Annotated in this window: 21 protein-coding genes; 11 read left to right on the top strand and 10 right to left on the bottom strand. The window is 66.8% G+C overall.

The annotated features are described in order from the left end of the window. Positions 1 to 12: 12 nt before the first annotated feature. From ACXAGF_RS12275 to ACXAGF_RS12290, 4 genes are all read right to left on the bottom strand, one after another. Complete coding sequence (locus tag ACXAGF_RS12275; RefSeq protein WP_475017404.1) at positions 13 to 1,203, bottom strand: NAD(P)/FAD-dependent oxidoreductase; 1,191 nt, start codon at positions 1,201 to 1,203, stop codon at positions 13 to 15. A 154-nt stretch (positions 1,204 to 1,357) separates the two neighbouring features. Further along, complete coding sequence (locus ACXAGF_RS12280; protein WP_475017406.1) at positions 1,358 to 1,882, bottom strand: lytic transglycosylase domain-containing protein; 525 nt, start codon at positions 1,880 to 1,882, stop codon at positions 1,358 to 1,360. Between the two features lie 313 nt (positions 1,883 to 2,195). Further along, entirely contained in the window at positions 2,196 to 2,969 is a 774-nt protein-coding gene (locus tag ACXAGF_RS12285; RefSeq protein ID WP_475017409.1) for an N-acetylmuramoyl-L-alanine amidase, read from the bottom strand. Further along, positions 2,966 to 3,679 (bottom strand): TerB family tellurite resistance protein, encoded by a 714-nt coding sequence (locus ACXAGF_RS12290; RefSeq protein ID WP_475017412.1) that lies wholly within the window; start codon positions 3,677 to 3,679, stop codon positions 2,966 to 2,968. The genes ACXAGF_RS12285 and ACXAGF_RS12290 overlap by 4 nt, the downstream gene beginning before the upstream one ends. 225 nt (positions 3,680 to 3,904) lie before the next feature. Here ACXAGF_RS12290 and ACXAGF_RS12295 point away from each other — a divergent pair, with 225 nt between their 5' ends. From ACXAGF_RS12295 to ACXAGF_RS12305, 3 genes are all read left to right on the top strand, one after another. After that, on the top strand, positions 3,905 to 4,804 hold the full coding sequence (locus tag ACXAGF_RS12295) for a DMT family transporter (protein WP_475017414.1): 900 nt from the start codon (positions 3,905 to 3,907) through the stop codon (positions 4,802 to 4,804). A 110-nt stretch (positions 4,805 to 4,914) separates the two neighbouring features. Then, positions 4,915 to 6,126, top strand: coding sequence for a pyrophosphate--fructose-6-phosphate 1-phosphotransferase (locus ACXAGF_RS12300; protein WP_475017415.1), 1,212 nt, complete (start codon positions 4,915 to 4,917; stop codon positions 6,124 to 6,126). 284 nt (positions 6,127 to 6,410) lie between these two features. Continuing rightward, entirely contained in the window at positions 6,411 to 7,346 is a 936-nt protein-coding gene (locus ACXAGF_RS12305) for a lytic transglycosylase domain-containing protein (protein WP_475017417.1), read from the top strand. Here the strand turns inward: ACXAGF_RS12305 and ACXAGF_RS12310 are convergent, their stop codons facing one another. Beyond that, positions 7,347 to 8,726 (bottom strand): serine hydrolase domain-containing protein, encoded by a 1,380-nt coding sequence (locus ACXAGF_RS12310; RefSeq protein WP_475017419.1) that lies wholly within the window; start codon positions 8,724 to 8,726, stop codon positions 7,347 to 7,349. It abuts the gene before it with no gap. Between the two features lie 195 nt (positions 8,727 to 8,921). Here ACXAGF_RS12310 and ACXAGF_RS12315 point away from each other — a divergent pair, with 195 nt between their 5' ends. The 5 genes from ACXAGF_RS12315 (at position 8,922) to ACXAGF_RS12335 (ending at position 13,930) form a co-directional block, all read left to right on the top strand. Next, complete coding sequence (locus ACXAGF_RS12315) at positions 8,922 to 10,172, top strand: BtaA family protein (RefSeq protein ID WP_475017422.1); 1,251 nt, start codon at positions 8,922 to 8,924, stop codon at positions 10,170 to 10,172. Next, positions 10,169 to 10,846: a class I SAM-dependent methyltransferase gene (locus ACXAGF_RS12320; protein ID WP_475017424.1), complete on the top strand. Its 678-nt coding sequence runs from the start codon at positions 10,169 to 10,171 to the stop codon at positions 10,844 to 10,846. Before ACXAGF_RS12315 ends, ACXAGF_RS12320 begins: the two co-directional genes overlap by 4 nt. Before the next feature lie 139 nt (positions 10,847 to 10,985). Continuing rightward, positions 10,986 to 11,645, top strand: coding sequence for an outer membrane protein (locus ACXAGF_RS12325; RefSeq protein WP_475017426.1), 660 nt, complete (start codon positions 10,986 to 10,988; stop codon positions 11,643 to 11,645). Between the two features lie 168 nt (positions 11,646 to 11,813). Next, entirely contained in the window at positions 11,814 to 12,590 is a 777-nt protein-coding gene (locus ACXAGF_RS12330) for a glycoside hydrolase family 25 protein (RefSeq protein ID WP_475017430.1), read from the top strand. A 167-nt stretch (positions 12,591 to 12,757) separates the two neighbouring features. Further along, complete coding sequence (locus ACXAGF_RS12335) at positions 12,758 to 13,930, top strand: lytic murein transglycosylase (RefSeq protein ID WP_475019273.1); 1,173 nt, start codon at positions 12,758 to 12,760, stop codon at positions 13,928 to 13,930. 24 nt (positions 13,931 to 13,954) lie between these two features. On the opposite strand, the gene ACXAGF_RS12340 is transcribed toward ACXAGF_RS12335, so the two are convergent. Further along, positions 13,955 to 15,346: a cation:proton antiporter domain-containing protein gene (locus ACXAGF_RS12340; protein WP_475017432.1), complete on the bottom strand. Its 1,392-nt coding sequence runs from the start codon at positions 15,344 to 15,346 to the stop codon at positions 13,955 to 13,957. Positions 15,347 to 15,554: 208 nt separating this feature from the next. On the opposite strand from ACXAGF_RS12340, the gene ACXAGF_RS12345 reads away from it, so the two are divergent. Next, the gene (locus ACXAGF_RS12345; protein WP_475017434.1) at positions 15,555 to 16,454 is read left to right on the top strand and encodes a DMT family transporter; all 900 of its coding nucleotides are present in this window, start codon (positions 15,555 to 15,557) and stop codon (positions 16,452 to 16,454) included. Positions 16,455 to 16,907: 453 nt separating this feature from the next. Here the strand turns inward: ACXAGF_RS12345 and metF are convergent, their stop codons facing one another. The 4 genes from metF to ACXAGF_RS12365 all read right to left on the bottom strand — a co-directional run bounded on the left by metF (position 16,908) and on the right by ACXAGF_RS12365 (position 21,892). After that, a complete protein-coding gene (gene metF / locus ACXAGF_RS12350; protein WP_475017436.1) occupies positions 16,908 to 17,825 on the bottom strand; it encodes a methylenetetrahydrofolate reductase [NAD(P)H] in 918 nt (305 codons plus the stop codon). A gap of 1 nt (position 17,826) precedes the next feature. Continuing rightward, complete coding sequence (locus ACXAGF_RS12355; protein WP_475017437.1) at positions 17,827 to 18,840, bottom strand: ArsR/SmtB family transcription factor; 1,014 nt, start codon at positions 18,838 to 18,840, stop codon at positions 17,827 to 17,829. Between the two features lie 401 nt (positions 18,841 to 19,241). After that, the gene (gene ettA / locus ACXAGF_RS12360) at positions 19,242 to 20,891 is read right to left on the bottom strand and encodes an energy-dependent translational throttle protein EttA (protein WP_475017440.1); all 1,650 of its coding nucleotides are present in this window, start codon (positions 20,889 to 20,891) and stop codon (positions 19,242 to 19,244) included. Positions 20,892 to 21,127: 236 nt separating this feature from the next. Then, complete coding sequence (locus tag ACXAGF_RS12365) at positions 21,128 to 21,892, bottom strand: ribonuclease T2 family protein (RefSeq protein ID WP_475017441.1); 765 nt, start codon at positions 21,890 to 21,892, stop codon at positions 21,128 to 21,130. Positions 21,893 to 22,082: 190 nt separating this feature from the next. On the opposite strand from ACXAGF_RS12365, the gene ACXAGF_RS12370 reads away from it, so the two are divergent. Beyond that, positions 22,083 to 23,015 (top strand): alpha/beta fold hydrolase, encoded by a 933-nt coding sequence (locus ACXAGF_RS12370; RefSeq protein WP_475017443.1) that lies wholly within the window; start codon positions 22,083 to 22,085, stop codon positions 23,013 to 23,015. 22 nt (positions 23,016 to 23,037) lie between these two features. Continuing rightward, complete coding sequence (locus tag ACXAGF_RS12375; RefSeq protein WP_475017445.1) at positions 23,038 to 23,991, top strand: DMT family transporter; 954 nt, start codon at positions 23,038 to 23,040, stop codon at positions 23,989 to 23,991. Positions 23,992 to 24,025 lie beyond the last annotated feature (34 nt).

Raw genomic sequence — 24,025 nt, forward strand, 5'->3', positions numbered from 1 at the left:
ACGACACCGGTCCTAGCGGCAGCGTACCGCGAAATCGGTGCCGTAGTCCGGCTCGTCGATCCGGCCTGACGCCAAGAGCCGCGCCCCGATCCGGCCGATCTCGTCGCAACTCTTGGCCGCCGCACCGCAGCCGCCGGCCAGCAACGCCACCCGGTCGCCGTCGACGAAGCCGGCATAGGGATAGCCATGGGCGGTGAAGGTGGTGACGCAAGGGCTGCTGGAGAGCGAGGCGGGCCTCAGGCCCGGCAGCGCACGCATCAGCACCCGGTGGAGATGGCGCGCGGCGTCGGCGCTGCCGCGGCCGCGGAACCAGGCACGGACAGCGGTAACGTCCGGCAGCACCACGTCGGCGGGATCGCCGCCGATCTTCAGGTACCACTTGCCGTCCGGATAGCGGATCGGCGGCAGCAGGTAGAAGTGCTCGTCGGGTCGCCAGCTCTCGTCGATCCAGGCTGGCATTCCGGCATACGCGGCCAGATCGTCCTGGGCGATCTCGGCGAAGAGCACGGTTCGCGCCTTGACGGTGAGGTCGACCGGGCGCGGCAGCAGGCCCGCTGCGATCGAGAAGCCGCCGGCGGCTACCAGCACGCGCCCGGCATGGACGGCCTCGCCGCCGCGCAGCCTGATCTCCACGCCCCGCGGCGTGGGCCTGAGCGCCTCGACCTCTGCGCGGATCACGACGGCGCCGGCCCTTTCGGCACAGACCGTCTCGGCCGCGACCAATGCCCGCGGGTCGATGTACCCCGCGCCGAGGGCCTCGTACACGCCGGCCGAGGTCGCTGGCACGTCGAACCAGCGAAAGCGCTCGGCAAGGGCGCGCCGATCCAGGACCTCGGCGTCGATGCCGAGCCGGTCGCGTGCGGCCACGACGTCGTCGAGATAGCCGCCCCCACCGTCGGGCCGGGCTCCGCTGATCAGGCAACCTGCCTCGGTGAAGAAGGAAATGCCGCTTTCCGCCTCGATCGCACGGTAGCGGGCGATCGAGCGACGGGCCAGTCGCGCCCAGTCGGCGTCACGATCGATGGAGCGGGTGATGCGGCCCTGATCGTAATGACTGGCAAATGCGCCGTCGTGGCGTTCCCGGTCGGCCGGCTCGTCTGGGCCGACGATGGCGACATCGGCGCCCGCAGCCGCCAGATGGCGCGCCGCCGCCGTCCCCATCATGCCCTTGCCGACCACCACATACTCGAACTGCCGCACCATTGACCGCCCCTTCCCCGACCGCGACCGCCATAGCACGACGCTCGCGGGCGAGCACCTCCCCATTCGTCGCCCCGGTCAAAAGGAAGGGCCCCGCGACCGTTTCCGGTCCGGGGCCCTGAACGGGCGGCAGGTCCGCCAGTCCGATCCTGCCAGATCAGAGATCGAGCAGGTTCTGAACCTTGCCGCAGTAGTTCTTGGAGACCGGGTTCATTCGCTTTGCGCCGTGGCCGGCGTTGTATTTCAGGATCGTGCCGCAGGTGGTCCCGCCGCTGAGATCGTGAGCCTTGGCGAGGTACTTCATGCCGTACTTGATGTTGGTTTCCGGGTCGTACAGTCCCTTGGCGTTGCCCGTGTAGCCCATCATACGAGCCGTCGCGGGCTTGATCTGCATCAGCCCGATCTCGCCGGCGGCGCCGCGCGCCTTGGCATTGAAGTTGCTTTCGACGCGTACGACGGCATGGGCCAGGTCGACCGGAACGCCATATTGCTTCGCATAGGTCTTGATCAGGGTGGAGTAGCCGGCCGGCGCGCCCAGCTTGGGATACCCCGCGGTCCGCGTCACCGTCTTGAGCGACTTCTTCTCCGAGGCGCCGTCAATCGGGCCGGCATTCGCCGAAATGGTCTGCGCAAGCACTGCAAGAAGGCAAGCCGCCCCCGCGGCCGTAATCGAATTCCTCATCTATTCCAAAATCTCCGGTCACATAGGCGCACGGCTAGGCCTTGAGGCCCCGACCCCTCGGCCGAAGTCCCGCGCAACGATTTTCATTCGTGGAGTGGTCCGCCCCTCAGAGAACACGGACCAAGGGCAAACGCGGAGGAGACCCTGGCTCCCACCGGCGAACGCCCGAACGCCTCGGCCGACATGTCAGGAGGGGCGCTGGAAGCACCGCCGCCCGGCCGAACCCGAAAGCACGGGCAAAAGACATTCCCAATCCGGTCAGGATGTGGCGAAAGGTTAAACTTGTGTTACGATTTGAAATATTTCGTGAGAATCATACGACCGCGCGCCGTCGCTCGGAGACGCCGACAAGCAGCCGGTGCAGCGTGTCGATCGTCGAGAAATCGGCGATTCCGTCGACCCGCTCGGGGCGGAAATGGCGCTGGAAAGCAGCCACGTCACCCTCTGTTCCCGCGTCGAAAACACCAGTGATTTCCGTCGCGTAACCATAGATAGACAGCATCGCCTGCAACGCCTCGACCGGACCGCCCGCATCGCCGCGCTGGAAGAACCGTCCACCACTGATCGGCGCCGGCTCGACCCAGTGCCCGACCCCCCCCTCATGCAATCGCCGCCAGGGGAAATTTTCACCCGGATCGACCTTGCGAATCGGTGCGACGTCGCTGTGCGCGAGCACCCTTTCCGGCGCGATCTCCCACCTCTCGCCACAGTTCCGACACAGTTCGACGACCGCCGCGACCTGCGCGTCCGGGAAGTGCGGCAGCCCGCCCGGGTGACCGGGATTGGCGATCTCGATGCCGATCGAACAGGAATTGATGTCGGCCTCACCCTTCCACCGGCTCTTTCCAGCGTGCCAGGCGCGGCGCTCCTCCGGCACGAGCTGCAGGATGCGACCATCCTCGTAAACGAAGTAATGGCTCGACACCTCGCTTTGTTCCGAACAGAGCCAGGCAAGCGCCCCCTCGGCGCTCTCCATGCCGGTGTAGTGCAGGATGATCATGTCGGGCCGGCGACCGCCGGCGCGCTCGCCGTGGTTCGGCGACGGAGCGACCGCCGCGCCGGAAAAATCGGGACGGAATGCGGTCATGCCGCCTGGCGCTCGCGCTCGATCGCCGCATAGGCGTGATTGAGCGCCACCATCCGGTCGTTCGCGATGCGATGGAACTCGGCCGGAACCCCGCGCGCCACGAGCCGGTCCGGATGGTTCTCGGAAGCGAGCACGCGGTACCGCTTGCGGATGGTCGGAAAATCGTCGCTCGGCGAGACGCCGAGGACCTTGTAGGGGTCGCGCCCGCCGACATGGATGTGCCGCTCTGTGATCTGCTCGAAGCGCTCCAGCGCCATGCCGAAGATCTCGGCGATGCGCGATAGGAACGCCATTTCGCGATCGTGGATCAGCCCGTCCGCCTTGGCAATGTGGAACAGCCCGTCGATGATGTCCTCGAGGATCGGGCAATTGCGCTCGCAGGAGGCGCACAGCGCGGCCATCTTCTCGGCATAGGCCTCGAAGCCGGCGACATCCTGCCGCGCCAGATTGTAGAGCCGCGCCACGTTGCCGGCCTGGTCGGCCGGAAACTTGAAGATGTCGCGGAAGGCATCGACCTCGGCGGTCGTGACGACCCCGTCGGCCTTCGCCATCTTGGCCGAGAGCGCGATCATGGCAACGGAAAAGGCGACCTGCCGGCGCGTCTCGGGATCCCCCTCGAGCAGCGTGCGCATGGCTTCGACCACGCCCGAGAGCGCATTGCTGGCCGCCCCGGCGACCATGGTTACCAGCCGGTCCCAGATGGAAGTCATCAGGCGTTACCCATGTGTGAGAACATATAGTGATCTTGACCAGACATTGGCCACAAAAGCAAGCCACGCTAGACCATTGTATATGGTCTCACAAATTTGTGATGGCCCTCATCAAGTGGATGCATTTGATTTTTTGATCGAGCGATCAGCCATATGAATTTGACGGCATGGCCGCCCGGTGCGAGCAGAGGCGGATGACGAACGGCCTGTAGCGAGGATATTCCGGTGCGCCTCCTGTCCAACCATGCCGCCGGCATGCTGCTCGGCCTTGTCGGCGTCACCATCTTCGGCGCGACGCTGCCGATGACCCGGATCGCGCTGGAGGGTTTCAGCCCCCTGTTCATCACCATGTGCCGCGCCGCGATCGCGGCCGCGGCGGCTGGGACGGCCCTCCTCGTCCTTCGCCGGCCCTTCCCGCGCGAACATCTGCCGGCGCTCGTTGGCGTCGGCCTTGGCGCAGTGTTCGGCTTTCCGATCTTCTCCTCGATCGCGATGCAGACGATTCCCGCAAGTCACGGCGGCGTCGTGCTGGGCGTGCTGCCGCTCCTGACCTCGATCTTCGCCGCCCTGGTCGATGGCGAGCGCCCGGGCCCGATGTTCTGGTCATGCGGCATCGCCGGCTCGGCACTGGTCATCGCCTTCTCGTTGCGCGAAAGCGGCTTCCATCCGGGGCCGGGCGATTTCTGGCTGCTTCTCGCCGCGATCTCCGCCTCCTTCTCCTACGTACTGTCGGGCAAGCTGGCGCGCGTCATGCCCGGCTGGGAAGTCATCGGCTGGGCGCTCGTCCTCTGCGCCCCCTTCACGCTCGCCGGGACCGTTCTCTTCGCCGGAACCGGCATCACGGCGCCGGGCCTCGTCGAGTACGGCGGCCTGCTCTACCTCGGCCTGATGTCGATGTTCGGCGGCTTCATCTTCTGGAACGCCGGCCTAGCGCTCGGCGGCATCGCCCGGGTGGCGCAGGTGCAGCTGTTCCAGACCTTCGTCACGCTCGCGGTTTCCGCGCTGCTGTTGGGCGAGGCCATCGACCCGGCGACGCTCGGCTTCGCGCTCGCGGTCGCCTTTGTCGTGTGGCTCGGCCGCAAGGCGAAATTCGCCGCCGCCGTTCCCGCAGGCGGCCGCGCCTGACCGCATCATTCCGTCATGGACAGCGGATAAGTACCGTTCCGTGATTCCCCTGCCGGGGATTCTGGAGTAGACATCCGCCGATCGATCAGGTCGTTCGGCGAGGAGGAAACATGGCCAAGCAAAAAGTCGCAATGCTCACCGCAGGGGGTCTTGCGCCCTGCCTTTCGTCCGCTGTCGGTGGGCTTATCGAACGCTACACGGACATCGCGCCCGAGATCGAGCTCGTTGCCTATCGCTCCGGCTACCAGGGCCTGTTGCTGGCCGACCGCATCGAGATCACCAGGGACGTGCGCGAGAAGGCGCATCTGCTGCACCGCTACGGCGGATCGCCGATCGGCAACAGCCGGGTGAAGCTGACGAACACCGCCGATTGCGTCAAGCGCGGACTCGTCAAGGAGGGCGACAACCCGTTGCGCGTGGCGGCCGAGCGGCTGGCCGCGGACGGCGTGACCATCCTGCATACGATCGGCGGCGACGACACCAACACGACTGCGGCGGATCTCGCCGCCTATCTCGGCGCCAACGGCTACAACCTGACGGTCGTCGGCCTGCCAAAGACGGTCGACAACGACGTCGTGCCGATCCGCCAGTCGCTCGGCGCCTGGACGGCGGCCGAAGTCGGCGCCGGCTTCTTCGACAATGTCTCCAACGAGCAGAGCGCCGCGCCGCGGACGCTGGTCGTGCACGAGGTCATGGGCCGCCACTGCGGCTGGCTGACCGCGGCGACCGCCCGCGCCTACATCCAGAAGACCGCCGGCAACGAGTATGTCGAGGGCTTCATGATGAACCGGACGCTGAAGAGCATTGACGGGCTGTACCTGCCGGAGCTCGCCTTCGACCTGCAGGCCGAGGCCGACCGCCTGCGCAAGGTGATGGAAACCACCGGCTTCGTGACGCTGTTCGTCTCCGAAGGCGCCTGCCTCGACGCCATCGTCGCCGAGCGCGAGGCGGCCGGCGAGACGATCAAGCGCGATGCCTTCGGTCACGTGAAGATCGACACGATCAATGTCGGCAACTGGTTCTCCAAGCAGTTCGCGAGCCTGCTCGGCGCCGAGCGCGCCATGGTCCAGAAGTCGGGTTACTATGCGCGCTCCGCGCCGGCCAACGCCGACGACCTGCGCCTGATCCAGAGCATGGTCGACCTCGCCGTCGAGAGCGCCCTCAACAAGGTTTCCGGCGTTACCGGCCATGACGAGGACCAGAACGGCAAGCTGCGCACGATCGAGTTTCCGCGCATCAAGGGCGGCAAGCACTTCGACACGAGTGCGAAGTGGTTCGGCGAGGTCATGGACGTGATCGGCCAGCAGTGGTCGCCGGTCTGACGCAGGCGCCGGGCGTCGTTCGCCCCGCAACGAGGGGCGCCCCCCCCCCGCAACACCATCTTTCCCCGGGGGGGCTCTCCGGGGATTTTTTTTGCCGCCGGGTGGGGGCCCTTCCCATGCCCCAAAGCCGGCCTCACGGCCGCCGGCCCTCTCGGCCCGGCCTTCGCGGGTTGCCCGGTCGGGCGCGATCGGCTATTTGACGAAACACGGTCGAAGCGCCGTTGATTTGCAGCCGTGCCGGAAACGTCCTGTTTCCGAGCCTCCAGGCAAGACGAGAGCGACTGATGACAGACAGGTTCCCGACCCATGCGAAGCGTTTCCTGTCCGCCGGTTGCGCGACTGCGGTGCTGATGCTCGGCGGATGCGCCAGCGTCATCGAAACGCCGGCGGAGGAACTCGCTGCCGTCCAGACCGTCATGCCGATCGCCAAGCCAGGCACCGAGATGACGGCCTACGCGCTGCCGGCGCCCGTCATCGATCCGGCCGCGACCGAACTCGTCGCGGAGGCCACGCAGACCGGCGGCGTGCAGACCATGTCGACGGTCGTGGAAGCGACCCGGGCCGCCAACGCCGACATGGCGATCGCCGCGGCGACGCCGCAGGCGGGCGGTGCCGACGCGGGGCTGACGGCGTCGGCGATGCCGGTCCCGACCGGACAGGCGCCGGCGCCCGCGAAATTCATGCCCGCCTCCTTCGAGGCCGCGGTGATGGAGCCCGGATTCGACACCGGCGAGCCGGAAGGGCTGGAGCAGCTCGTCGCCTCGCACCAGATCGTCCCGCTGGCCAAGCCGGCGCTGCAGCCGGTCGCCTTCGCGGCGCCACAGGCCGGCGGCGGCTTCTCCCAGGCATCGCAGGCCATCGAGAAGTCCGGCACGCCGATCGATGACCTCGTCACCAAATATGCCGCGATCTACGAGATTCCCGAGACTCTGCTTCACCGCGTCATCAAGCGCGAGAGCCGCTACAATCCCAAGGCCTACAATGCCGGCAATTACGGCCTGATGCAGATCCGCTACAACACGGCCAAGGGCATGGGCTACCGAGGCACGCCCGACGGGCTCTTCGACGCCGAGACCAACATCAAGTACGGTGCGAAATACCTGCGCGGCGCCCTGATGGTGGCCGACAACCAGCACGACGGTGCGGTTCGCCTCTATGCCAGCGGCTATTACTACACCGCCAAGCGCAAGGGCCTGCTGGAAGAAACCGGCCTGAAATAGTCACCCCGCCGCGAGCGCATCCACCACCGCGCCGACCAGCCGCTGCGGGCGGTAGTCGAGCCAGGCCGGCGTCAGCCCCATCCGGACCACCGCGATGTTTCTCGACGGGATGATGGCGATCGACTGGCCGTCATGCCCGAGCATCCAGAAGGTGTCCTGCGGCAGGCCGAAACGCGAGTTCGGCTCACCTCCCGGCCCGTCGATCCAGCTCTGCATCCGGCTGTAGGCACCGTTGGAGGCCGCTGCCGGCGTCCCCATCGCGGCGACGAACCCCTCGGGCAGCAGCCGCTCGCCGTTCCAGCGGCCGTCGTCCAGCAGCAACTGGGCGAAGCGTGCCCAGTCGCGTGCGGTGGCGTACATGTAGGAGGAGCCGACGAAGATGCCCGTCTCGTCCGTCTCCATCACGGCACTGCTCATGCCGAGCGGAGCAAACAGCGCGGTGGCGGGATAGGACAGCGCCCGCCAGCGGTCGCCGAGCGCGTTCATGAAGACATGGGAGATCAGCACGGCCGTGCCGCTGGAATAGCTGAACGCCTCGCCGGGGTTGGCCGCCAGCGGAAAGGAGGCGGCGTAACGGGCCATGTTGGGCTCGAGGAACAGCATGCGCGTCACGTCGGTGACCTCGCCATAGGCCTCGTTGAACGCAAGTCCGCTCTGCATGGCGAGCAGGTCGGCGACGGTGATCTTCGCCCGCGCGTCCTCGCCCCACTCCGGGAAGAGCCCGGCCTGCCGCTCCGACAATCGCCCCTCCAGCATCACCCGACCGGCGATTGCCGCGTTCACCGTCTTGGTCAGCGACCAACCGAGCAGCGGCGTGTCGGCGCGGAAGCCATCGCCATAACGCTCGCCGACGAGGCGGCCATTGTGGATCACGGCCACGGCCCGCATGCCCGGACCGAGCAAGTCAGGGTCGTCGAGAATACCGGCCAGCCTCGGATCCTCGCTGCCCGCTTCGCCCTGCGGCCAGGGGCGGTCCGCAGCCATCGGCGCGATCTCCGGCAGCGGCACTTCCGCCACGACCTGTCGGGCGGTCACGAAGTCGCCATCGGGGACCCCGGCGCAGCCGAAGCCGTCGCGATAGGCGGCGTAGCCGGGCGCGAACACGCCGAGCAGCGCCGCGGTAACGGTTCTCTCGGAGAAATCCACCGACTGGCTCATCAGGCGCAGCAGCGGATGCCCCGGTGCCTGCACGTCCTCGCCGAGAACGACGTCGGGGTCCCGGTTGGCGATGAACACGTTCGAGCAGACGATCTTGGCAGCGTAGGCGGAGCCGACCCGGAGCAGGTCTGGAGGCCGGGCGATCAGCCAGGCACCGGCAATCGCAAGGACAATGACGATGCCGAGCAACGTCTTCGTCGCCATACGCCGAAATCGAGCCATCCGTCTCTCCCTGTTCGCGCCGCAGACAATCAGGATTCCGTGCGGATGAAAAGGCCCCTCCCCGCGCCGCGATTCATCCGGCGCTCGACCTGAGGCCGGCCGGCTTTTCCGTGTAGCCCTGTCCACTGCCGCAGTCATCAAACTGTAGCGCGCGGCCGCTATGCCCGTCCGAACACGCAAAGGACGAGAGGCGCCATGAGTGAACTGGCCAGGAATGCAGGATACGGACGCAACGCGAAGCTGAAGTCGGCACTGCTGCAGCACCGGGCGATTTCGCTCGCGGGCCTGTCCGAGCGGTTCTTCGGACTGCTGTTCACCGGGCTCGTCTATCCGCAGATCTGGGAGGACCCGGCCGTCGACATCGAGGCGATGGAACTGAACGAGCGACACCGGATCGTCACCATCGGCTCGGGCGGCTGCAACATGCTCGCCTATCTCTCGCGCGCACCGGAAAGCATCGACGTCGTCGATCTCAACCCCCACCATGTGGCGCTGAACCGGCTGAAGCTCGCCGCCTTCCAGAACCTGCCCTCGCACGCCGACGTCACCCGCTTCCTCGGCGGTAGCAACACCGACACCAATCGCGAGGCCTACTACATGTTCATCGAGCCCGTGCTCGATGCTGAAACGCGCGACTACTGGAACGGGCGCGGTCTTCTCGGGCGCCGGCGCGTCGACGTCTTCAACCGGAACATCTATCGGACCGGCCTGCTCGGCCGGTTCATCCTGCTCGGCCACATCGTGGCGCGGCTGCACGGTGTCGATCCGCGCGAGTTCGCCAAGGCTCGCTCGCTGCGCGAACAGCGACATTTCTTCGACACCCGCATCGCGCCGCTGTTCGAGCGCCCGCTGATCCGCTGGATGACCTCGCGCAAGGCGGCTCTGTTCGGCCTCGGCATTCCGCCGCAGCAGTTCGACGAACTGGCCAGCCTGTGCGACGGTAAATCGCTCGCTCCGGTGCTGAGGCAGCGCCTGGAAAAACTCACCTGCCACTTCCCCTCCAGGAACAACTATTTCGCCTGGCAGGCCTTCGCCCGGCGCTATCCGACGGAGCAGGAAGGCCGGCCGGCCGACTACCTGCGCAGCGAGCATTACCGCGCCATCCGCGACAATGCCGACCGGGTCAGCGTCCACCACGCGAGTTTCACCGAACTGCTGGCGAAGCGGCCGGCCGGCGCCGTCGACCGCTTCGTGCTGCTCGACGCGCAGGACTGGATGAACGAGAAGCAGATCAACGCCCTGTGGACCGAGATCACCCGCACCGCTTCGGAGGGGGCGATCGTCATCTTCCGGACCGCCGCCGAGCGCAGCATCCTCGACGGCAAGGTGTCGCCGGCGCTGCTCGACCTCTGGCAGTACGAGCAGGCACGATCGGCGGAGCTTGGCAAGCGCGACCGCTCGGCGATCTACGGCGGCTTCCACATCTACCGGAAGAAGGCGCGATGAGCCCGAGCGGCGGCGGGAACGAGGGAATGCCGCTGGATGTCGGCCACGCCGAGCGGATGGACCGGCAGTACCGCTACCAGCGCCATGTCTACGACCTGACACGCAAATACTATCTCCTCGGGCGCGACCGGCTGCTGAAGGGCCTTGCGGCCGATCACGGACAATCGGTCCTGGAGGTCGGCTGCGGCACCGGGCGCAATCTCGAGCACATGGCGCACCTGTACCCGCGGGCACGCCTTTACGGCCTGGACATCTCGAAGGCGATGCTCGAGACGGCGGAAAAGCGCTTCGGCCGGGCGACCGGACCCCGCCCGCTGCTGCGCGTCGCCGACGCGACGGACTTTTCCGCCGGCGATTTCGGTGCGAACGGTTTCGACCGGATCGTCATTTCCTATGCCCTGTCGATGATTCCGGTCTGGCAGGGTGCCGTCGCCTGCGCGTTCAGCGCTCTCAATCCCGGCGGATCGCTGCATGTCGTCGATTTCGGCCAGCAGGAGCGCCTGCCGCTGCTGCGCGGTCCGCTGCAGGCCTGGCTGGCACGTTTCCACGTGACGCCGCGGGCAGACCTTTTCGCGGTGATGCAGGCCGCGGCGGACGATCGCGGCGCCGGGCTGACGACCGAAACGCCCTATGGCGGCTACGCCTGGCTGGCCGTTGCAAAATTGCCGGGCTGACGGGCTTTTTGCCGCAGCGCAGCATCCTGCCCGATTTTCTGCGTCTTTCTGTGGGACCTCTCGCGCCGTGAGAGCGTTGTATCTCGTTGCTGACGCCTGGGGCTGCGTCTGCATGGTTCGAAGCATAAGGAAGACAACGATGAAAGCATTGTATCTCGGCGCCGCTGCCTTCGTGATGGCCACAGTCGCGACGTCCGCTTCCGCGGCCGACCTCGCGCCCGCCGCACCGCCGGAGGCGCCGTTGGAGGTGACCGAAGTATCGGGCATCTATGACTGGAACGGCTTCTACGTCGGTGCCGCGACCGGCTATGGCTGGACCGACGCCGATGCGTCCGATGCCGGCTTTTCCGCCAGCCCCGGCCTCGATGGCTGGGCCCTCGGCGGCTACGCCGGCTACAACTACCAGACCGGCCCCTGGGTGATGGGCCTGGAAGGCGACGTCAAGTATGACTGGAACAGCGACAACTTCGATCTCGGCGGCATTCCGATGGAGCTCGAGACGAAATGGGGCGGATCGCTCCGCGCCCGTCTCGGCTACGCCTTCGACCGCACCCTGGTCTACGCAACCGGTGGCTATGCCTTCACCAATGCGGAGCTGACCGACCGTGATACCGGCGACAGCGAGGACGGGACCTTCAACGGCTGGACGATCGGTGCAGGTCTGGAGCAGGCCTTCACGGAGAACCTCGTCGGCCGCGCCGAGTATCGCTACACCGACTACGGCAGCAAGGACCTTCTCGGCGTCGACACCGATCTCAGCAGCAATTCGGTGATGTTCGGCCTCGGCTGGAAGTTCTGACCGGCGGAGATGGCCGTCCGGCGGACCTCAAGGACGGCCATCAACACGCTTCGGCGGCAATTTCACCACAATTGCCTGCAAAGGGGCCTCACGCCGGATGCGTGGGGCCCCTTTACCGAATCCCGCGCATCGGGCAGTATCCGCCAACCTCCACCGTCCGGGACATCCATGCGTCGGCTCACTCTGGCTCTCCTGCCCCTGGCCCTGCTCACGGCATCGTGCTCGACGACCGACTACGACCTCGTCTCGACCTCGACGGTACGGCCGCTCTTCAAGGACAACGACCCGCAGGACTTCGGCGCCCGTACGCCGCATCACCATCAGGTACACGGAATCGACGTGTCCAAGTGGAACGGCAACATCGACTGGCCGACGGTGAAGCGTTCCGGCGTGTCCTTCGCCTTCCTGAAGGCGACCGAGGGCAAGGATCGTGTCGACGACCGTTTCGACGGCTACTGGCGGGGCGCGCGCGCCGCCGGGGTCGCACACGCGCCCTACCACTTCTACTATTTCTGCTCGACGCCGGACGACCAGGCCGACTGGTTCATCCGCAACGTGCCGAAGAGCGCGGTGCAGCTGCCGCCGGTTCTGGACGCCGAATGGAACCCGGCCTCCCCGACCTGCAAGAAGCGGCCGCCGCCGCAAGTCGTGCGGGCCGAGCTGCAGCGCTTCCTCGACCGGATCGAAAGGCACTACGGCAAGCGTCCGATCATCTACACGACCGTCGACTTCCATCGCGACAACATGGTCGGATACTTCGACAAGTATCACCTCTGGCTGCGGTCGGTCGCCGACCATCCGGAGAACGTCTACGGCCGCAAATGGTCGTTCTGGCAGTATACCAGCACCGGGATCGTACCCGGCATCAAGGGCGACACGGACATCAACGTCTATGCCGGCTCGCGCAAGAACTGGGACAGCTGGCTTGCAAAGGTCTCGCAGTAGAGTCGGCAACCGCTGGCCGAACCGGGCGATATCACGAAAGATTTGATCTGCCTTCGACGCGCCACCGCGCGCTTCCTTCTTGCTTCCGTCACATTAATCTGAGAATCGGAGGCAACCGAATGAAAGGACCCCCAATGCAACCGAGACTTCTGCCGATCGGCGCCCTGATGGTGCTGCTTCTCTCCGGCACCGCGATCGCGCAAACGGCCGACAGCGCTGCCAAGGCAGCCTGCGGCGGCGACTTCGCCTCCTTCCTGCAGGGCGTGAAGACGGAGGCGACCGGGAAGGGGCTGTCGGCGGAGGCCGCGGACCGGACCCTGGCCGGGGCGGCAATCGACCAGAAGGTGCTCTCGCGCGACCGCGCCCAGGGCGTTTTCCGCCAGACCTTCCTGGAATTCTCGCAGCGAACCGTCAGCCAGTCGCGCCTCGACATCGGCCGCAAGAAGCTGCAGCAGCTGTCGGACGTGTTTGCCCGCGCCGAGCATGAATTCGGCGTGCCGGGTCCGGTGATCGCCGCCTTCTGGGCGATGGAGACCGACTTCGGCGCGGTGCAGGGCGACTTCAACACCCGCAATGCGCTCGTGACGCTCGCGCACGACTGCCGTCGGCCGGAGCTGTTCCGCCCGCAACTGATCGCGGCGATCGAAATGGTCCAGCACGGCGACCTCGCCCCGGCCACCACGACCGGAGCCTGGGCCGGCGAAATCGGCCAGGTGCAGATGCTGCCGGAGGACATCATCGCCTTTGGCGTCGACGGCGATGGCGACGGCCATGTCGATGTCAAGCAGAGTGCGCCGGACGCCATCCTGACGGCGGCGAAGTTCATCCAGCACCTCGGCTTCACCAAGGGACAGCCGTGGATCCAGGAAGTGTCTCTGCCGGATGATCTGCCCTGGGAGAAGACCGGCCTGCAGGCCGGCATGACCGCGGGTGACTGGTTCGCGCTCGGCGTGACGCCGCGCGACGGCGACACCCGCTTTGCCGATCTTGCCTCGTCGCTGGTGATGCCGCAGGGCCGCAAGGGCCCAGCCTTCATCACCTACCCGAACTTCAACATCTATCTCGAGTGGAACCAGTCGTTCATCTATACGACCTCGGCGGCCTATTTCGCCACCCGCCTCGGCGGCGCCCCGCCCTACCAGAAGGGCCAGCCCGAGCAGGGCCTCGACGACAGCAGCATGAAGGCCCTACAGACCAGGCTGTCGGAACTCGGCCACGATGTCGGCAAGATCGACGGCATTCTCGGTTCGGGCACGCGTGCGGCGATCCAGAAGGAGCAGCTCCGCCTCGGCATGCCGGCCGACGGCTGGGCGACCCCCTCGCTGCTCGGCGCGCTCTGAAGCGGTTTCCCGGCTCGGCAGGTTTCACACCGGCGGCGTCTCGGGGGGCTCCTCCCGGCGCCGCTGTTGTCCCTTCCGGATGGCCTTGCGCACGGCACGATAGCGCACCTTGAACGCCCAGACGGTGTCGATGACGATCACGCGCTGGCGCGAGACGGCGTTGATCTCGCTGGCATAGGCCACCGCGATGGCCTTGCGATAGGTCTCAAGGTGCTCGCTTGCCACCTGCTCCAGGCGATGCATCACCGCCGTCCACACCGGCGACAGCAGCAGCGTGATCGCCGTCACCGCGATCGCCACGCGATAGTTGTCATAGCCGAGGGCGCCGACGCTGAAGCCGGCCGACGCGAGCACGAACGAGAACTCCCCGATCTGCGCCATCGACAGCCCGGCAATCAGCGCCGTTGACGCCGCGGTTCCGGTCTTGCGCAGCAAGAACACGTTCAGCACCGTCTTCGCGACGATCACCACGAGCGATACCGACAGGACCTGCCACAGGTTGGCCCAGATGAAGTCGAGGTCGATCAGGAGCCCGATCGACAGGAAGAAGGCCACCAGCAACACGCTCTGGATCGGCTCGATCACCGGGATGATCCGGCTGCGCAAGGTCGTATTGCCGATCAGGATGCCGGCGATGAAGGCGCCGTAGGCCGTGGACAGCCCGAGTGCGCCGGAAAAGGCGGCCGCGCTGAAGCAGACCGCGAGCGCGCCGAGTGCCAGGATCTCGACCTTTTCCTCGATCGCCTCGGCAAAGGGGACCTTCAGCTTGTTGCGGCGGCCGAGCCACCACAACAGCCCGCCGAGCAGGCCCACCGCCAGCAGGGTCTTGGCGGCCAGCGCGCCGTAGTCGATCTCCCCGCCCCTGAGACTCGTGACGAAGATCAGCATCGGCACGACCGCTACGTCCTGGGCGATCAGCACGCCGATCGTGACGCGTCCGGCCTCGCCCCGCAGCATGCCCATGTCGTCCAGCATCTTCATCGCCACGACCGTTGAAGACAGCGCGAAGATGAAACCCAGGATGATCGTCTCCGACAGGCTGGAATTGAGCAGGAAGCCGAGGACCCAGGCGCCCGCCAGCGCCGCCAGCAATTGTCCGCCCGCCACGAGCAACGCCTGGCGGATCGTCAGCACGAAGGCCTTGATCGACAGTTCCATGCCGATGAAGAACAGCAGCACCACCACCCCCATCTCGGCGAGCAGTTGCACGTTCTCGGAAGACTGGATCGCACCGGAGCCGGTCGGTCCCAGCGCAAGGCCGGCAAGGATGAACCCGACGAGCGGCGGCTGCCGCAGCCACAGGAACGCAAGACCCAGCAGCGCCGCGACCGCGATGACGAGGGCGATCGAGACGAGCGACTGACCATGGGCAGCGGTATCGGAAATGCTGGACGTGATGAGCGAGTCGATGGCCATTGGCTTGATCATAACGAAACCGGGTGGCTGGGCAACTTTCCGCGCGCTAAAGCTGTGTCGCGGGGGCTTGCGCCGGGTTCGCGACGAGCGACGACGGGATGCAGCCCGTTCCCGCTCGATGGCCGCACGGCGGCACCCGCATGATCGCAAACGATGCAAGGCAGAAGGAAAAATGGATCAGACCGCCAACATGCGCCCCGGATACGAAATGACCGCGAAGACCTGGACCATGCTGGTTCTGCTCGGGCTGATCTGGGGTGGTTCCTTCTTCTTCGCCCGCATTGCCGTGCAGCACATCCCGCCGGTCACACTGGTGCTGCTACGGATCGGTCTCGCGGCCCTTGCGCTCCACATCTACCTTGCCGGACGCCATGGCCTGTATGGGACATTGCGGCGACGCTGGCGCGAATTTCTCGCGATGGGACTGATCAACAATGTCATCCCGCATATCCTGATCTTCACCGGCCAGACGCAGATCGGCGCCGGCCTGGCAGCGATCCTCAACGCGACGACGCCGGTCTTCACCGTCATCATCGCCAACCGCCTCACCGCGGACGAGAAAATGACGCCGGCCAAGATCGCGGGCTGCCTCGTCGGGCTTGTCGGCACCGCCGTCCTCGTCGGTCCGCAGGCGTTGGCCCCCTTCACCGGCGGAGACGGCGGCCCGCCCCTCTGGTCGCTGCTGCTGCCGATCGCAGCCGCCCTCTCCTACGGCTTTTCCGCGACCTACGGGCGCCGCTTCCGCGACGTTGCGGCCCCGGTGACCGCCGCCGGACAGCTCACCGCCTCCACCATCGTGCTGCTGCCGCTGGCCGCCGCGATCGACCAGCCCTGGGCCCTGCCGGCGCCATCGGCGGGCGTCATCATGGCTGTGCTCGCGCTGGCGCTCGTTTCCACCGCCTATGCCTACATTCTCTTCTTCCGGATCATGGCCGCTGCCGGCGCCACCAACACCTCGCTGGTGACGCTGCTGGTGCCGCCGAGTGCGATCCTTGCCGGAATGCTCTTTCTCGGCGAGCGGCTGACCGCCAACGGTTCCGCCGGCATGCTGCTGGTAATGGCCGGCCTAGTGATTCTCGATGGTCGCCTGATCAGGCGCCTGACGTGATCGGCAGCCGGCAGCGGCTGCCGATTCGCGGTTCACAAATTGTGAAAGCGGCGGTATCGGCGTTAACGAAAACGAAGATTTCGTGAAAAAAACCAGTCAGAGATTAATCTTGCAAGAACAGTTATTTAGCCTTGTGGAAAAGCTGTGGCACCAGCAGTGGTGCCGCAGTGCAACACACAAACAACTTTTCAAGCGGGATTTTTCGGACTTATGATGCCCGCGCAACGCAAGGAGGTAAGCCATGGGACTCACACATTCCTTGAATGTTCTGATGATCGGTGCAGCATTCCTCTTCGTCGCCACCATGATTTTCATCTGAGCGACAGCGTCGTCCAAACGGACAAATAAACGCAGAGAAACCAATTCGTGACCCGTTCACACCAACGCATGACCCCGCAAGGCGTCATGCGTTTTTTATGTGTGGCGCCGTCGCACGCGTGCGTCCAAATCACATCACGCGGCGGCGCCTGTCGCTGAGTTGCGGGCCGTACCCGGCTGGTGCCCGAAGCCGACCTGGTCGAGCACCGAGCCGACGAGGCCCGAACGGTTCATCGTATAGAAATGGAATTCGGCGACGCCAAGCGCAATCAGCCCTTCCATTTGGCGCGCGGCGATGTCTGCGGCCATCGCTGTGCGCGCGTCCGGTCGGTCGTCCAGCGGAGCGAGGCGCTCGACAAGCCACTGGGGCACGGTGGCGCCGCAAAGTCCGGCGAATTTCTGCACCTGGGCCAGATTGTGGACCGGCAGGATGCCCGGCACGATCGGAATGTCGATGCCGGCCGCGCGCACCCGCCCGAGATAGCGCTCGAAAAGGTCGTTGTCGAAGAAGAACTGGGTCAGCGCCCGTGTGGCGCCGGCGTCGACCTTGCGCTTGAGCATGTCGATATCGGCGGACACGTCGCGGCTCTCGGGGTGCTTTTCCGGGTAGGCAGAGACCGACACCTCGAAATCGCCGATGGCCCGCAGGCCGGCGACAAGTTCGGCGGCATTGGCGTAGCCGCCCGGATGCGGCTGGTAGGCGGCGCCGACGCCGCCCGCCGGGTCGCCGCGCAGCGCCACGAAGTGGCGGACGCCGGCGGCGCGGAATTCCTCCACGACGGCGTCCACCTCGCCCCTGCGCGCGCCGACGCATGTCAGGTGCGCGGCGGCGGCAAGCGGCGTGTCGCGCAGGATCCGCGACACCGTGGCGAGCGTCGGCTCGCGGGTGGAGCCGCCCGCTCCATAGGTGACCGACACGAAGTCCGGCGCGTAGGGCGCCAGCGCCTCGATCGTCTCCCAGAGCTGCCGTTCTCCGTCCGCCGTCCTGGGCGGAAAGAACTCGAAGGACAGTCCGGGGGTTTGCCGACGGGAAGCGCCGTGGCCAGTCGTCATGTCAGATCCTCCGTCCGATGGCGATGAGCGGTTCGGCGCCGACGGCGCTCTCCACGGGTCTCTGGTCGCGCGCCAGCCAGATCGTCACCGTCAGCGCGTCGGCGCCGCCGCCGGCGGGCGTGAGATCGATCGTCCGCTCGAGGGTCAGCCCCGACTGCTCGAGCCACTCCTGCACCAGCTGGTGAGGGAAGCCGAGGCGCAGATGGGCGTGCTCGTCGCGCAGATGTTCCAGATCGTGCGGCGCGAGATCGATGATGACCAGCCGGCCGGCCGGGCGCAGCATGCGCGCCGCCTCGGCGATCGCCGCGTCCGGCTCATCGAGGAAGTGCAGCACCTGGTGGATCGTCACCACGTCGAATTCGTCACGCTCGAGCGGCAGGTTGAAGATGTCGCCGTGGCGAATCGACGCCTTGGTGATGCCGGCACGATCGAGGTTGGCGCGCGCCACCGCCAGCATGTCGCGGCTGGCGTCGACGCCGACGCCGCGCCGGTAGAGGCCCTCGAACAGTTGCAGGATGCGGCCGGTGCCGGTACCGAGGTCGAGGAACGCGTCGACCGGCTCGGAACCGATCAGGTGCAGGAGCGCCGCCTCGACCTCGGCGTCGCTGACATGCAGGCGCCGCAGTTCGTCCCATTCGGCGGCGTTGCGGCTGAAATAGGCCTGGGCCTTGTCCGCCCGCGCTTTCTTCAGGACGGCGAGCCGCTCGGCGTCGCGGGCGAGCACCGGATCGACCTCGTCGACATTGTCGAGCAGCAGCCGCGCCAGGCCGACTGCGGGGCCGTCGTGCCGCAGCCGGAAATAGGCCCAGGCGCCCTCCTGGTAGCGCTCGATCAGCGCCGCCTCGGTCAGAAGCTTGAGATGGCGCGAGATGCGGGGCTGCGACTGGCCGAGAATGTCGGTCAGGTCGGTCACCGTCAGATCGCCGCGCGACAGCAGCGCCAACAGCCGCAGACGGGTCGACTCGCCGACCGTCTTCAGAACCTCTACGAAATCTTCCAGATCCAGTTTCGCCACGTCGCGTCCGCCTTGCCGATCAAGATATAAAGATATCTTTATGTCACGAGCCTTCGAAGTGCAAGCGATAATCTGGTCGCGGCCGACCGTTGCGCGGCAGGGGTCACAACAGCGACCGTGGCGACAAGGAGCGACAAGCAGCGGCCGGGGCGAACCGGCAGCCCATCGGGGCGCTGGTGAACACGGTGCCTTTCGATGCGTCGCGTCATGCCCCGCCGGTAGAGCCAAGCGACGCTGACCGGGGCCGCTAGCCCGGGCAAACCGACGCAAGCCTCGGGCTGCAAGAACGGCGAAGCGAACGCGCGGCCTGCCGACGACGAGGACCCCGCCAACAGAAGGGCCGCCACGCGGAACAAGCGTGGCGGCCCGAATTCAACCTGTCAGCGGATGTCCGGCGGCGCTCAGCGCGTCAGGCGCTTGTAGGTGACGCGCTTCGGATTGACCGAGTCCGGGCCGAGGCGGCGGATCTTGTCCTGCTCGTAGTCCTCGAAGTTGCCCTCGAACCACTCGACGCGGCTGTCGCCCTCGAAGGCGAGGATGTGGGTTGCCAGCCGGTCAAGGAACATGCGGTCGTGGCTGATGATCACGGCGCAGCCGGCAAAGTTCTCCAGCGCGTCCTCGAGCGCGGCCAGCGTCTCGGTGTCGAGGTCGTTGGTCGGTTCGTCGAGCAGGATCACGTTGCCGCCGGCCTTCAGCATCTTGGCGAGGTGGACGCGGTTGCGCTGGCCGCCGGAGAGCGTGCCGACCTTCTGCTGCTGGTCGCCGCCCTTGAAGTTGAAGGCGCCGCAATAGGCGCGCGAGTTGACCTCGTGCTTGCCGAGCTTGATCACGTCGTTGCCGCCGGAGATCTCCTCCCAGACGGTCTTGTCGCCGGCGAGCGCGTCGCGACTCTGGTCGACATAGCCGAGATCGACCGTGTCGCCGACGCGGATCTCGCCGCCGTCCGGCTGCTCCTGGCCGGTGATCATGCGGAACAGCGTCGTCTTGCCGGCACCGTTCGGACCGATGACGCCGACGATGCCGCCCGGCGGCAGCTTGAAGCTGAGGTTCTCGATCAGGACGCGGTCGCCATAGGATTTCGTCAGGTTCTCGGCCTCGATCACCACGTTGCCAAGGCGCTCGCCGACCGGAATGACGATCTGGGCGTCGCCGGGACGGCGGTCGGCCGCGGCCTTGACCAGTTCGTCATAGGCCCGGATGCGGGCCTTCGACTTGGCCTGGCGGGCCTTCGGCGAGGAGGCGATCCACTCCTGCTCGCGGGCGAGCGCCTTCTGCCGGGCCCCCTCCTCGCGCTCCTCCTGCGCCATGCGCTTGGACTTCGCCTGCAGGTAGGCCGAATAGTTGCCCTCGTAGGGAATGCCGCGGCCGCGGTCGAGTTCGAGGATCCAGCCGGTGACGTTGTCGAGGAAGTAGCGGTCGTGGGTGACCATCAGGATGGCGCCCGGATATTCGCGCAGGTGCTTTTCCAGCCAGGCGATGGTCTCGGCGTCGAGGTGGTTGGTCGGTTCGTCGAGCAGGAGCAGGTCGGGTTGGCGCAGCAGAAGCTGGCACAGCGCGACGCGGCGCTTCTCGCCGCCCGAAAGGTTGCCGACGGCGGCGTCACCCGGCGGGCAGCGCAGCGCGTCCATGGCCATCTCGACCTGGCTTTCCAGGTCCCAGAGGTTCTGGCTGTCGATGACGTCCTGGAGCTTCGCGCCCTCTTCCGCCGTCTCGTCGGAATAGTTCATCATCAGTTCGTTGTAGCGGTCGAGGATCGCCTTCTTGTCGGCGACGCCTTCCATCACGTTCTCGAACACGGTCTTGGAGGCATCGAGCTGGGGCTCCTGCGGCAGGTAGCCGAGGGTGGCTCCGTCCGCCAGCCAGGCTTCGCCGGTAAACTCCTTGTCGAGCCCGGCCATGATCTTCAGCACGGTCGACTTACCGGCGCCGTTCGGGCCGAGGATGCCGATCTTGGCATCCGGATAGAAGGAAAGGTGGATGTTCTCCAGGATCTTCTTGTTGCCATAGGCCTTGTTGAGCCCGGCCATGTGATAGATGAATTGACGTGCCATTCAGCGTGCGCTCCGCATCGAAGGGGAAAATTGCCCGCTATGTAGGCGAATTCTCCGGCAGCGGCAATGCGCGAGAGCCCCCCGCCGGTGGGATTTGTCGCCGCCGGCAGGAACAACATCGGGTACCATCCGGCGCCGCGACTAGGTGCACGCCGGCCAGCGCCGCCTCGCACCGGCCGGCCGGCGGCAATCGGTGAGCGCCCGCCTGCGCCCCAGCGGCCTCGCTCCGGCCAGGGTCAATCGGCGACGACCGCCCGTTCCAGCAAGCCGCGCTCGCATCTCGACGTCGTGGGGGCCGCCCCGCGCACCAGCGCCGCCAGGTCTCCCTCGGCCGCGGCCAGTCCGACCGTCAGCCCGGTGACGACCGCCTCGCCGCCGACCGTGCGGCAACGCAGCCTCACCCGCTCGCCCGCGCCCTCGCCGAAGGCCGCCTCGAAGGCGGCCGCAACCCCGGCCTGGGTGACGGTGCTGCCGGCCTGGCCGGCGAGATAGGCGCCCACCGCCGACCGCTCGACCGCCTCCAGCATCGCCAGCGCGCTGCGATAGTAGGCTTCGGCGCTCGCCGCATGGCAGGTACCGTTCATCAGCCACTGGTGGCGGTCGAGCCCGGAGGCAACGCCGGGCATGGCGATCGCCAGCCGCGCCGTCGTCTCGGCGGAGAGCGCGAGCGCCGGCAGTTCCGTCCACCGCCGCTGGCGGTCCTGCCTCTTCTGGTCGGCGCCGATACCGCAATAGCTCTTCTTCACCTGCCACAGGCCATGCAGCGTCAGCCGCGCGGCCGCTGGCCCGTTCGCCGGGTGTGAGGCGCATTCCGGGCTGTCCGGGCGCGTGCGGCAGAAGCCCGGCTGCCAGGTCAAGGCCAGCACATGCCGCGTCCGTCCCTGCCCGCTGCCGCCGGCCGCCTTGGTCTCGTCCGTGGCAGCGGCAGCGCCCGGCGTGGCCATCGCCAGATATGCGGCGAGCGCCGCGGCCAGGCTGACAATCGATCTCGGTAAAGTCATGACCCATCCCCCAACGGAACAAAACATAAACATGAAGCAACAAATGCGGGAAAATTGCAACCCTGAATTTATCATTTTGCCCTGCGCACCCTCCAGCCGGGCCGCCCGTCGCCGTCCCGATTGATTTTCCCGGAGAAATCACGTCCATCTCCGCACCGATCGACCCGTCAGAAGGACCTTCCGAAGCGGCATGTTTACAAGCACCTTGCATCTGGAGAGCCCGACGGGCGCCAGCCTCGCCTACCGCCACGCACCGGCCCACGGCGAAGCCAGGGGCATCCTCCTGATCAGCCACGGCCTTGCCGAGCATTCGCGCCGCTACCAGGGCTTTGCCGAGCGCATGGCGACCGAAGGCTTCCACGTCTACGCCCATGACCACCGCGGCCACGGCGAGACGGCCGCGCCGGACGCGCCGCTCGGCCGCTTTGCGGCCCGCGACGGCTGGCGCACGGCGCTGAAGGACATGCTGGCGATGCTGGAGATGGCATCGGCCAGCCACCCGGGACTGCCGCGCATCCAGTTCGGTCATTCCCTGGGCGGGTTGCTGGCGCTGTCGTTCGCAGAAGCCTATCCGGCGGCTATCGACGGCCTGGCGGTGTGGAACTCCAACGTCCGCCCCGGTCTTGCCGGTCGCGCCGCGCAGGGCCTGTTGCTGGCCGAACGCATGCGCAAGGGCTCGGACGTGCCGAGTGCATGGCTGCCGAAGCTGACCTTCGGCGCCTGGGGCAAGGCGGTGGCGGGCCGCCGCACGGATTTCGACTGGCTGTCGCATGATCCGGCCGAGGTCGACCGCTACGTCGCCGATCCGCTCTGCGGCTTCGACGCCAGCGTCTCGCTCTGGCGCGACATCTTCGCCATGACCTTTGCCGCAGCGGACAAGGCCGCACTCGCGCGGCTGCCCAAGACGCTTCCCGTCCATCTCGTCGGCGGCGACCAGGACCCCGCCACCGATTTCGGCCGGTCCGTGGCCTGGCTCGGCCGGCGGCTCGCAAACACCGGCATGGGCGACGTCACCTGCCGCATTTATCCGGGGCTGCGCCACGAGACCCTGCTCGAGCGTCCGGACCTGCGAGAAATGCCAGTTGCGGAATTCAGCGCTTGGTGCCAAAGGGTTGCGTCTTGATCCCACCGACCGGCAGGCGAACATGACCGCGCGAGCAGCATCCCCTTCGACCGATCTCCACCAGGAGGTCGCCCTCGGCCTCGCCCTGATGGTCGTCGCGGTGCTGATCGCGCCGGTGATCGACATCTTTTCCAAGCTCGCGGTCGCCGACGTGCCGGCGGCGGTGATCACGCTCTGCCGCTTCATCTTCCAGGCAGCGACGCTGCTGCCGATCGTGCTCTGGCGCGGTACCCTGTTCGACCTCACCTGGCGCAAGGCGGCGCTGCACGCGGTGCGCGGGCTGATGGCGGCCACGGTGATGATCTGCTTCGTCATCGCGCTGTCGGTGATGGAAGTCGCCGACGCGCTGGCAATCTTCTTCGTCGAGCCGATCATCCTGACCATTCTCGGGGCGATCTTCCTCAAGGAAACGATCGGCTGGCGGCGCTACACCGCCTGCGCGGTGGGCTTTTGCGGCGCCCTCCTGGTGATCCAGCCGAGCTTGCAGGAGGTCGGCCCGATAGCGCTGCTGCCGGTCGTGTCCGCCTTTGCGCTGGCGATCTTCCTGCTGATCACACGTCTCGCGGCACGCAACGAGGACCCCTGGTCGATGCAACTGCATACCGGCCTCTGGGGCGCGGGCTTTGCCGCCGTCGCCATGCTTGCCGGCAGCCGGTTCGGCTGGGCGGATTTCACCCCGGTCGTGCCCACGGGCGTCACCGCGCTCTACATCGTCGGCGCCGGCGTCGCCGCAACGATCTCCGGCATCTTCGGCGCCTACGCCTATCGAAATGCGCCCGCCTCGGTGCTGGCGCCGCTGCAATACCTGGAGATCGTCTCCGCCACCATTCTCGGATGGTGGGTGTTCGGCGACCTGCCCGACGCGCTCAAATGGGCCGGCATCGCCATCATCATCGCCTCGGGCCTCTACGTGATCTGGCGCGAGCACAAGCTGCGCAAGCGCGCGACCCCGGCGCCGATGCCGCCGCTGGCCTGAAAGCCTGACCGCAAACGGCGCGGGTGGTAAGTCC

This window comes from Mycoplana sp. ABR4_002 (assembly GCF_056159645.1).

Bases quoted from the DNA above. Each gene is read 5' to 3' on its own strand.
- ACXAGF_RS12275 (WP_475017404.1), bottom strand. From the start codon at position 1,203: ATGGTGCGGCAGTTCGAGTATGTGGTGGTCGGCAAGGGCATGATGGGG.
- ACXAGF_RS12280 (WP_475017406.1), bottom strand. From the start codon at position 1,882: ATGAGGAATTCGATTACGGCCGCGGGGGCGGCTTGCCTTCTTGCAGTG.
- ACXAGF_RS12285 (WP_475017409.1), bottom strand. From the start codon at position 2,969: ATGACCGCATTCCGTCCCGATTTTTCCGGCGCGGCGGTCGCTCCGTCG.
- ACXAGF_RS12290 (WP_475017412.1), bottom strand. From the start codon at position 3,679: ATGACTTCCATCTGGGACCGGCTGGTAACCATGGTCGCCGGGGCGGCC.
- ACXAGF_RS12300 (WP_475017415.1), top strand. From the start codon at position 4,915: ATGGCCAAGCAAAAAGTCGCAATGCTCACCGCAGGGGGTCTTGCGCCC.
- ACXAGF_RS12305 (WP_475017417.1), top strand. From the start codon at position 6,411: ATGACAGACAGGTTCCCGACCCATGCGAAGCGTTTCCTGTCCGCCGGT.
- ACXAGF_RS12310 (WP_475017419.1), bottom strand. From the start codon at position 8,726: ATGGCTCGATTTCGGCGTATGGCGACGAAGACGTTGCTCGGCATCGTC.
- ACXAGF_RS12315 (WP_475017422.1), top strand. From the start codon at position 8,922: ATGAGTGAACTGGCCAGGAATGCAGGATACGGACGCAACGCGAAGCTG.
- ACXAGF_RS12320 (WP_475017424.1), top strand. From the start codon at position 10,169: ATGAGCCCGAGCGGCGGCGGGAACGAGGGAATGCCGCTGGATGTCGGC.
- ACXAGF_RS12325 (WP_475017426.1), top strand. From the start codon at position 10,986: ATGAAAGCATTGTATCTCGGCGCCGCTGCCTTCGTGATGGCCACAGTC.
- ACXAGF_RS12330 (WP_475017430.1), top strand. From the start codon at position 11,814: ATGCGTCGGCTCACTCTGGCTCTCCTGCCCCTGGCCCTGCTCACGGCA.
- ACXAGF_RS12335 (WP_475019273.1), top strand. From the start codon at position 12,758: ATGGTGCTGCTTCTCTCCGGCACCGCGATCGCGCAAACGGCCGACAGC.
- ACXAGF_RS12340 (WP_475017432.1), bottom strand. From the start codon at position 15,346: ATGGCCATCGACTCGCTCATCACGTCCAGCATTTCCGATACCGCTGCC.
- ACXAGF_RS12345 (WP_475017434.1), top strand. From the start codon at position 15,555: ATGACCGCGAAGACCTGGACCATGCTGGTTCTGCTCGGGCTGATCTGG.
- metF (WP_475017436.1), bottom strand. From the start codon at position 17,825: ATGACGACTGGCCACGGCGCTTCCCGTCGGCAAACCCCCGGACTGTCC.
- ettA (WP_475017440.1), bottom strand. From the start codon at position 20,891: ATGGCACGTCAATTCATCTATCACATGGCCGGGCTCAACAAGGCCTAT.
- ACXAGF_RS12365 (WP_475017441.1), bottom strand. From the start codon at position 21,892: ATGACTTTACCGAGATCGATTGTCAGCCTGGCCGCGGCGCTCGCCGCA.
- ACXAGF_RS12370 (WP_475017443.1), top strand. From the start codon at position 22,083: ATGTTTACAAGCACCTTGCATCTGGAGAGCCCGACGGGCGCCAGCCTC.
- ACXAGF_RS12375 (WP_475017445.1), top strand. From the start codon at position 23,038: ATGACCGCGCGAGCAGCATCCCCTTCGACCGATCTCCACCAGGAGGTC.